Below are 4,579 nucleotides of genomic sequence, written 5' to 3'. Positions count from 1 at the left end.
CGGGCCCGCCGTACGCCGTCCGCCGTCGTGGTGGAGGTGAGGAGGGTGCCGTCGGCCTTCTCGCCGGTGAGCCGGAGCGTACGGGGGCCGGTGGCGCCCGCGAGGATGTCGACCGGGTGCGGCGGCGGCCAGTCGAGGGCGACGTCGTCCAGCCGGACGTACCGTCCGCGCACGCTGAGCCGCTCCCCGCGCAGCAGGGCGCGCAGGGCGTCGAGGTGTTCGCCGAGGAGGCCGAGCGGCGAGGCGGCCCGGGCGCCGACCTGGCCCATCCAGTCCTGCACGCCGTGTCCCACGGTCAGGACGGCCCGCCCGGGGAACATGCGCTCCAGCGAGGCCGCCTCCATCGCGGTGACGGCCACGTTCCGCAGCGGCACGGGCAGCAGCCCGATGCCGACCCGCACCCGTTCGGTCCAGGCGAGCGCGGCGGCGGCCGTGGACACGCCGCCCTCCAGGAAGCAGTCCTCCCACAGCCACAGTTCGTCGAGACCCGCCTCGTCCGCGACGCGGGCGACGGCCCGGAGTCGCTCGGGGGGCAGCTGGGGGCGGAATACGGCACCGAGTCCTGTCATGGCGCCCATTCCTACTGGGGAGGACGGGAAAGGACAACGCATTTACCGGCGTGGGCGGTTGGCGGCCACGGAGAGCGGAGGGCGGGGCATGGGGCGCTGGCGGGACGGGCGGGGGCTGCTGACCGTGCGGGCGGACACCGGGGAGGTGCCGGCCGTCTCCGTCCCCCTGGAGATCGCGGCCTCCTACCGGGCCCGCACCAGGGGCCTGCTGGGCCGGGACGCGGTGGACGGGGCGATGCTGCTGTCGCCGGCGAGCGGGGTGCACACGTTCGGGATGCGGTTCCCGATCGACGTGGCCTATCTGGACCGCCGCCTCACCGTCATCGCCGTGCGCACGATGCCCCCGGGCCGTCTGGGCCTGCCGCGGCCGCGCGCCCGGCACGTGCTGGAGGCGGCGGCCGGGGCGATGGCGGGGTGGGGGCTGCGGGCGGGCGTACGGGTGGAGCTCCTCGCGGAACCGCCCGCTTCATGACCGCGGGTCCGGTCACGGTCCGGTGCGGGGGAACGACACCTCGACCCGGCGGTTCTTCTTCCGGCCGGCCTCGGTGGCGTTGTCGGCGATCGGGTACTGCTCGCCGTAGCCGCGGACGTCGAAGGTGATGGACGGGGTGTTCAGGTCCTGGTCCAGCACGGCCTGTACGGCGTTGGCGCGCCGCTTGGACAGGGCGACGCCGTGGGTGGTGGTGCCGAGGCTGTCGGTGAAGCCGAAGACGCGGACCCGGGTGGCGTGCTGCTTCCTGATCTCCTCGGCGATGGCGGCGATGCGGGTCTTGGCCTCCTCGCCGACGCTCGCGCTGTCCTTGCCGAACAGCACCTCGGACTGGAGGGCGAAGGTCACGTCGGCGTTGGTGTCCTCGCGCCGCTCGTCCCCGCTCTGCTCCTCCACGACCAGCTTGATGTCCAGCACCTTGGCCTCGGCCAGCGTGGCGCCCTCCGGGAGCCTGAGGTCGGGGTCGGTGGGGTCGACGTCGACGGGGGCGGCGGCGGTGGGTTCGGTCAGGGGCGGCTCGCCGGGGCCGGTGCCGTCGGCGGCGGCCGGGCCGGCGGGCAGGTTCAGGACGCACAGCAGCAGGGCGCCGGCGAGCGCTAGGCGGGGTGTGGTGGTCACGTGTGCCTCACCCGGAGATCTTGATGCCGGCGGAGGTGAACGTCGGCAGCTGGAAGTCCACTTCGGTCACGTCGGCCGGGGGCGCCGGGAACTGCATGAAGACGGCCAGGGTGGCGCCGGACTTCAGGGTGGTGAAGCCGGTGGTCGTCAGCGGCCGGCCCTCGGTGTCCCGCAGCACGTAGTACCGCTTCTTGCCCTTCGGGTCGACCAGCGTGGCCCCGCCGAGCGATCTGCCGTTCTTGATGATCTCGGTCTCGTTGCCGCTCAGCGCGGAGGGGATGACGGCGGTCCGGGCCCCGTCGTTCTTCAGCGTGCCGTCGACCGTCACGAAGCCGCCCGAGTCGCGCTGGGCGGAGGTGATCCGCAGCAGCAGGCCGTCCGACCCGCGCAGCTCGGCCAGCGGCTGCTCGGAGTCGCCCTCCTGGGTGCTCGGTCCCGGGTCGCCGGCGGTGGAGGCGGACGCCGGTCCGTGCGGCTTGTCCTCGCCGCCCCCGCCCCCGCCTCCCCCGCAGCCGGTCACCCCGACGGCCAGGCCGGCCGCAACGGTCAAGGCGACCAGCCCTCTGCGGGCCTTCGCAGCGAACCGCATGCTCATCACTGTCGCTTCCTTCGTCATCGGTCGTTCGCCGGGGAGTCGGCCAGGTGGACGTCGAAGAGGTCCTCGGGCCCCGGCAGCTCCGTGGTGTCGTCCGGCGCGGGATGCCAGACCTTGTCCTCGCAGGTGAGCGGGGGCAGCGGGTCGTCGGGCCCGGGGGGCCGGGGGGACTCCGGCCCGTCCGCGGGCGGCGGGGAGCCCTCTCGGGGTGGCGGGGAGTCCTCGCCCGGCGGTCCCGTGGGCTCCCCGGGCGGGCCGGGCGGCGTCTCGGGCGCCGTGCAGAGCGGTTCTATGACGGCCCTGGCGTGCGCCGTCGCGTGCACGTTCTCGGTGCCGGGTACGACGGAGTCGCCCACGGACTTGTTCGTCCGGGCCTCGACCACGTAGCTCAGCGGCGTGTCGAACGCGCAGCGCACCGCCGCGTCGTTCAGGGCGGCGAGCTGGTCGGCGCGCCAGCAGGAGTCGCCGGCGCCCGCTCCCTCGAAGATGGCCTGCCAGCGCGCCGGGTCGTCCAGGTTCTCCCGCCACAGGCCGGCCAGCTGGTCGCGGGTCTCCTGCGCCGCCGCCAGGGCCGCCGCGTCCGCCGCCGTCTGGGCGCCGGAGCGGTTCACGGCCGCCTGGCCGACCGCGAGGTAGGCCAACGCGAGAAAGAGCAGGCCCGCCACCACCGTGAGGTAGATGGGGAAGGCCTGCCCCGTGTCGTGCCGTGCGCGGATCAGCCGCCGGTGACCTCGGCGATCTTGTTGGTGATGGCGTCGTAGATCGACTGGCCGATGCTCGTGCCGGTGATCGCCAGGACGATCGCGACGACCACCGCGATGATGCCGAGGTACTCCACCGCGGTCTGTCCCCGGTCGCCGCGCGCGGCCCGGGACTGCAGATACGCGACGGTGGTGTGGAACCATTTGCTCACGGTCTTCCCCTCCAGCTTCGCCTCCGGTCCGGGCACCGTACGGCCGGACGCTCCCGCCCCCGAAGGGCCCCAGGGCCCAACCGCGGACCCATTCGCCGCGCCGCGCCGCCATCTCACGCCACCCCCAGCCACTTGGCGGTCGCCTGGGACCTGGTGGTGCTGTGGAGCTTGGCGAAGATCCGGTTGATGTGGTTCTTGACCGTCTTCTCGGTGATGAAGCAGGCGGCGGCGATCTGCTGGTTGGTCATACCGGACGCGATGAGGTCCATGATCTCCGCCTCCCTCTCACTCAGCCGGAACTCCGAGCGGAACGACTGTCCCACAGAGGATTGCAGTTGCGAAAGGGTCGGGGGTTCGGAAATGGCCGCTGTTACTGGAGAGTTGGCGCTTGAGTGTGCAGACGCATCGGAACGGAGAGCCGTCAGTAACGCCCTGGTCGCGCCGGGCGTCACCTGCGGGCGCCCCTGCCGTACGTCGTGCACCGCCCGCACCAGCTGCTCCGTCGTGAACTCGCCGTGCACCAGGTATCCCCCCGCACCCAGTCGCAGCGCCTCCCGTACGGTCTCCGTCTCGTGGCTGTAGGTGAGCATCATGACGGGGGCCAGCCGCACCAGATGGGGCAGCGCCGCGATCCCGTCCACACCGGGCATACGGACGTCGAGCAGGATGACGTCCGGCCGGTGCCGCAGCGCCGCCTCGTACGCCTCCCGGCCGTCCCGGGCCTCGGCGACCACCGTGGTCCCGGCGTCGTCCGAGAGCAGGGCGGTCAGACCGGCCCGGACCACGGGGTTGTCGTCGGCGATCAGCAGCCGCAGCGGCGGGGCGGCCGGGGCCGGCGGCGGGAAGCCGGGCGGGGACGTGCTGGGCGAGGGCCGCATGGCGCCTCCTCTCAGGGGTTGACGGATGTCCGGGGCGCGGGCCGGGGCAGGGGGATGTCCAGGCGTACCTCCGTGCCCCGGTCGTGCGCGCCCCTGCCGATCCGGATGCGGGCGCCCGCCTGCGCGGCCCGCTCGACCATGCCGAGCAGCCCGAAGTGCCCCTGGTCGCGCAGCCGTTCCAGGGTGGTGCCGGGCGGCAGGCCGGTGCCGTCGTCGTGGATCACGAGGCCGAGCAGGTCTCCGTCGAGCCTCGCCCGTACGTCCACCCGGCCGGCGGACGCGTGGCGGTGGGCGTTCTCCAGGGCCTCGATGGCGATGGCGAGGACGTGCCGGGCCACGGGCACGGGCAGGGACGGGAAGGGGGCGGGGTGGTCCGCCGGCCAGTGGCAGGTGACCTCCAGACCGGTGCGCCGGGTGAACTCCCGGGCGCGGTGGGCGAGGAGCTGCCAGAACGGGATCTCCTGCGGCGCCCGCGTGGGGTCGCGGCGCAGGTCGGCCAGCAGTTCCCGGGACTCC

Annotated in this window: 8 protein-coding genes; 1 reads left to right on the top strand and 7 read right to left on the bottom strand. The window is 73.8% G+C overall.

Features of this window, described 5'->3' with window-relative positions:
• Positions 1–569 (bottom strand): LLM class flavin-dependent oxidoreductase (locus H5J33_RS24505; protein WP_181797045.1); only part of this gene is annotated, 569 nt, incomplete at its 3' end.
• Between the two features lie 88 nt (positions 570–657).
• Here H5J33_RS24505 and H5J33_RS24500 point away from each other — a divergent pair.
• Entirely contained in the window at positions 658–1,041 is a 384-nt protein-coding gene (locus H5J33_RS24500; protein ID WP_181797044.1) for a DUF192 domain-containing protein, read from the top strand.
• A 12-nt stretch (positions 1,042–1,053) separates the two neighbouring features.
• Here the strand turns inward: H5J33_RS24500 and H5J33_RS24495 are convergent, their stop codons facing one another.
• The 6 genes from H5J33_RS24495 to H5J33_RS24470 all read right to left on the bottom strand — a co-directional run.
• On the bottom strand, positions 1,054–1,677 hold the full coding sequence (locus H5J33_RS24495) for an OmpA family protein (RefSeq protein ID WP_181797043.1): 624 nt from the start codon (positions 1,675–1,677) through the stop codon (positions 1,054–1,056).
• 7 nt (positions 1,678–1,684) lie between these two features.
• Positions 1,685–2,272, bottom strand: coding sequence for a hypothetical protein (locus H5J33_RS24490; RefSeq protein ID WP_181797042.1), 588 nt, complete (start codon positions 2,270–2,272; stop codon positions 1,685–1,687).
• A 17-nt stretch (positions 2,273–2,289) separates the two neighbouring features.
• A complete protein-coding gene (locus H5J33_RS24485; RefSeq protein ID WP_181797046.1) occupies positions 2,290–2,991 on the bottom strand; it encodes a pilus assembly protein TadG-related protein in 702 nt (233 codons plus the stop codon).
• Positions 2,988–3,185: a Flp family type IVb pilin gene (locus H5J33_RS24480; protein WP_181797041.1), complete on the bottom strand. Its 198-nt coding sequence runs from the start codon at positions 3,183–3,185 to the stop codon at positions 2,988–2,990. Before H5J33_RS24480 ends, H5J33_RS24485 begins: the two co-directional genes overlap by 4 nt.
• 113 nt (positions 3,186–3,298) lie before the next feature.
• Positions 3,299–4,063: a response regulator transcription factor gene (locus H5J33_RS24475; protein WP_181797040.1), complete on the bottom strand. Its 765-nt coding sequence runs from the start codon at positions 4,061–4,063 to the stop codon at positions 3,299–3,301.
• 11 nt (positions 4,064–4,074) lie between these two features.
• Positions 4,075–4,579, bottom strand: a 505-nt coding sequence (locus tag H5J33_RS24470; RefSeq protein WP_399552914.1) for a sensor histidine kinase, incomplete at its 5' end; no start/stop codon positions are given.

Origin of the sequence: Streptomyces sp. WELS2, from assembly GCF_013870595.1 — a bacterium.
Classification (GTDB): Bacteria; Actinomycetota; Actinomycetes; order Streptomycetales; family Streptomycetaceae; genus Streptomyces.
The sequence above is the reverse complement of the archived record's forward strand: the minus strand, read 5'-3'. Positions and strand labels throughout refer to the sequence as shown.